Origin of the sequence: Arthrobacter agilis (assembly GCF_002953615.1) — a bacterium.
In the GTDB taxonomy this organism is placed as follows: domain Bacteria; phylum Actinomycetota; class Actinomycetes; order Actinomycetales; family Micrococcaceae; genus Arthrobacter_D; species Arthrobacter_D agilis_B.
Genome location: NZ_CP024915.1, coordinates 3,353,707 through 3,356,623, shown reverse-complemented (window position 1 = coordinate 3,356,623; position 2,917 = coordinate 3,353,707). Strand labels below are relative to the sequence as shown.

Here is a 2,917-nt window from a genome sequence, read left to right as displayed (position 1 = left end):
GGCGACGGCTCGCGCCACTGGCCGGACTGCCCGCCAACCAGCGGGAGAAGCTGGAGGAGACGCTGCTGGCCTGGCTGCGGCACTGGGGGCAGCGCGCGCCGATCGCCGACGAGCTCGGGATCCATGCCCAGACCGTCGGCTACCGCGTGCTGCAGCTGCGCGAGCTGTTCGGCGAGGACCTCAGGGACCCGAAGGCGCGCTTCGAACTGGAGATCGCGCTGCGCAGCGACCGGAAGGTGCCCGCCTAGTCCCCGCCGTAGGTGGCGGACGTCCAGAGGTGGAACAGGGCGTAGGCGCGGTAGGGGCGCCATGCCTCGGAGCGGCGTCCGGCGTCCCGGATGTCGGGGTTGCCCATTGCGCGCCGTGCCACGAGGTCGCCCGGCGTGAAGGCGTCCGGGTCGCGGAGGACGCGCACGGCGAGGTAGTCGGCGGACCAGGGGCCGATGCCCGGGATGGCGAGCAGGTCCCTGCGCAGGGCGGCGTGGTCGCCGTCGGGATCGAGGGACAGGCCGTCGGCGACGGCGCGCGCCACGTTCTGCACGGTCGCGGCCCGCGTACGGGTCACTCCGACGGCGGCCCGCAGCTCCTCGGGAGGTGCCGCGGCGATCGCCTCCGGGGAAGGGAAGAGCGTGAGCTCCGTGGACGACGCCGTGCCGTAGGCCGCCGCGAGCCTGCCGCCGAAGGTCGCACCCGCGGCGACGGACACCTGCTGCCCGAGGACCGTCATGACCGCCGCCTCGAACGCCTCCGGATAGCCGACCGCCCGCAGACCCGGGCGCCTGCGCACGAGCGGGCCGATCAGCGGATCGCCGCCGAGGGCCCGGACGACGGCGTCCGTGTCCGTGTCGAGGTCCAGCCACCTCCGGGTGGTGCGCACGAGATGCGTGAACTCGACGTCGTCGTCCGTGTCCGCGATGAGTTCGACGTCGTCGGGCCGCACGGTGACCGTCACGCGGCGCGGGCCGCCGGGCGTGGCGAGCAGCCGGGTGTGCGACCGGCCCGCCCGGTCCGTGACCTCGCAGCCGGGGATGGCGTGGTTGGCGAGGATCGCGGCCATCGGCCCGGCGTCGAGGGCGCCGTTCGCGGTGAGGACCGCGGTGCGGCTCACGGGAGGATGGCGTCCACGTAGCCGCCGTCCACACGGACCGCGGCGCCCGTGGTGGCCGAGGCTAGGGGCGACGCGAGGTAGGCGACCAGGTTGGCGATCTCCTGCGGCTCGATGAGGCGCTCCAGCAGCGACTGCGGGCGGTGGTCCCTCATGAACTGCCGCTGGGCGTCCTCCCACCCGAGGTCCCTGTCCACGAGCTGGTACACGAAGTCCTCGACACCGCCGGTGTGCGTGGGGCCCGCGATGACCGAGTTCACCGTGACGCCCGTCCCGCTCGCCTCCTTCGCGAAGCCGCGCGAGACGCCCAGCAGGGCCGTCTTCGAGACGCCGTAGTGGATCATCTCCGCGGGGATGGCGACGGCGGAATCGCTGGCGATGTACTGGATGCGACCCCAGCCCGCCGCCGTCATCCCGGGCAGGTAGGACCGCGTGAGGCGGACGGCGGTGAGCACGTTGACCTCGAAGTAGCGGCGCCATTCGGCGTCGTCGATCTCCAGTGCCGGCCGGGCGCCGAAGATGCCGAGGTTGTTGATCAGGATGTCCACGGCGGGGAGGACGCCGAGCGCCGTTGCGACGCCGTCGTCCGTGGTGACGTCCGCGGCGACGGCGACGAGGTCCGCGTCGGGCACGTCCCTGCGGATCCCCTCGATGGCGCGGGCGACACTGCGGTCGCTGCGGCCGTTGACGCCCACCCGGGCGCCGGCGGCGGCCAGGGTGGTGGCGATCGCGAGGCCGATCCCCTGCGTGGATCCGGTGACGAGGGCGGTCTTTCCGCTGAGGTCGAGGGCCAATGCCATGGAAGCTCCTGGGGCGTTCGGGACGGGGTCGGTCCCACCCTACGACGGCTGGGCGGGTGGGCGTCCCGGCAGCCTCCGACACGTCCCGTCCATGTATCACGTCCGCGCCGCCGCGTCACATCGGGATCCGATTCGACGTGCCGTCGACGGATGGAGAAAAGTACCAGTCGCAGCAGGTATATTGCACCCGGTATATGGAATACTTCCGCCTCCTCCGAGGTTGAGAGTGGCATCTGGGCGTACTTCCCGCCCACAGAAGGAGATCTACCCCCATGGCAACCGATTACGACGAACCACGCGTTCGCCCGGAAGACCAGCCCGCCAACGAGTCCCTCGAGGCGATCCAGGCACAGCGCAGCGCGACCACGCAGACGGCGTTGATCGATGTCGAAGACGGCGAGACCGCCGAAGGCATCGACCTCCCCGGGGCCGACCTCTCGCACGAGGAACTCCTCATCCAGGTCATCCCGCAGCAGGAGGACGAGTTCACCTGCATGTCCTGCTTCCTGGTGCACCACCGCAGCCAGCTTGCGCGCGAGAAGAACGGCGACAAGTTCTGCACGGAGTGCGAGGGCTGACAGCACCTCCGGACGTACGAAAGCCCCCGGCCACCCGGCCGGGGGCTTTCTCCGTTGCTGCGGGTCCCGTACCGTTCCGGCCGTCCGGCCACAGTACGGTGGTGGCATGAATCCCACGCACGTCCTGGTCCTGCCCGGAGGCGGCTACACCATGCTGTCCGACAACGAGGGCGAGGTCGTCGCCGAGCGGCTCCGCTCCTTCGGCCTGTCCGCAGGCGTCTTCGACTATCCCGTCGGGACCCGTCATCCCGGGCCGCTCGACGCCGTCCGCGCCGAGATCCGGCGCCTGCGGGCGGCGGGCGTCGAGCGGTTGGCGGTCCTCGGGTTCTCCGCCGGCGGGCACCTCGCGGGACATGCCGCCCTCACGCCCGCCGGAGCCGACGAGCGCATCGATGCCGCCGTGCTCGGCTACCCGGTGGTGTCCATGGAGCTCG

General features: G+C 71.8%; 5 protein-coding genes. 3 read left to right on the top strand and 2 right to left on the bottom strand.

Annotated features, from left to right (window positions below; genetic code table 11):
• Positions 1-248 (top strand): helix-turn-helix domain-containing protein (locus CVO76_RS16495; protein WP_208740160.1); only part of this gene is annotated, 248 nt, incomplete at its 5' end.
• Here the strand turns inward: CVO76_RS16495 and CVO76_RS16490 are convergent.
• Together CVO76_RS16490 and CVO76_RS16485 are read right to left on the bottom strand one after the other, a co-directional pair.
• A complete protein-coding gene (locus CVO76_RS16490) occupies positions 245-1,108 on the bottom strand; it encodes a DNA-3-methyladenine glycosylase family protein (protein ID WP_244186067.1) in 864 nt (287 codons plus the stop codon). The two genes, CVO76_RS16495 and CVO76_RS16490, sit on opposite strands and share 4 nt — an antisense overlap.
• Positions 1,105-1,899 carry an SDR family NAD(P)-dependent oxidoreductase gene (locus tag CVO76_RS16485; RefSeq protein ID WP_208741883.1) on the bottom strand — a complete coding sequence of 265 codons (795 nt, stop codon included), beginning with the start codon at positions 1,897-1,899 and terminating at the stop codon, positions 1,105-1,107. The genes CVO76_RS16490 and CVO76_RS16485 overlap by 4 nt, the downstream gene beginning before the upstream one ends.
• Before the next feature lie 278 nt (positions 1,900-2,177).
• Here CVO76_RS16485 and CVO76_RS16480 point away from each other — a divergent pair, with 278 nt between their 5' ends.
• Both CVO76_RS16480 and CVO76_RS16475 read left to right on the top strand, forming a co-directional pair.
• Entirely contained in the window at positions 2,178-2,483 is a 306-nt protein-coding gene (locus CVO76_RS16480) for a DUF4193 domain-containing protein (RefSeq protein WP_087072246.1), read from the top strand.
• A gap of 106 nt (positions 2,484-2,589) precedes the next feature.
• Positions 2,590-2,917, top strand: a 328-nt coding sequence (locus CVO76_RS16475; protein ID WP_208740159.1) for an alpha/beta hydrolase, incomplete at its 3' end; no start/stop codon positions are given.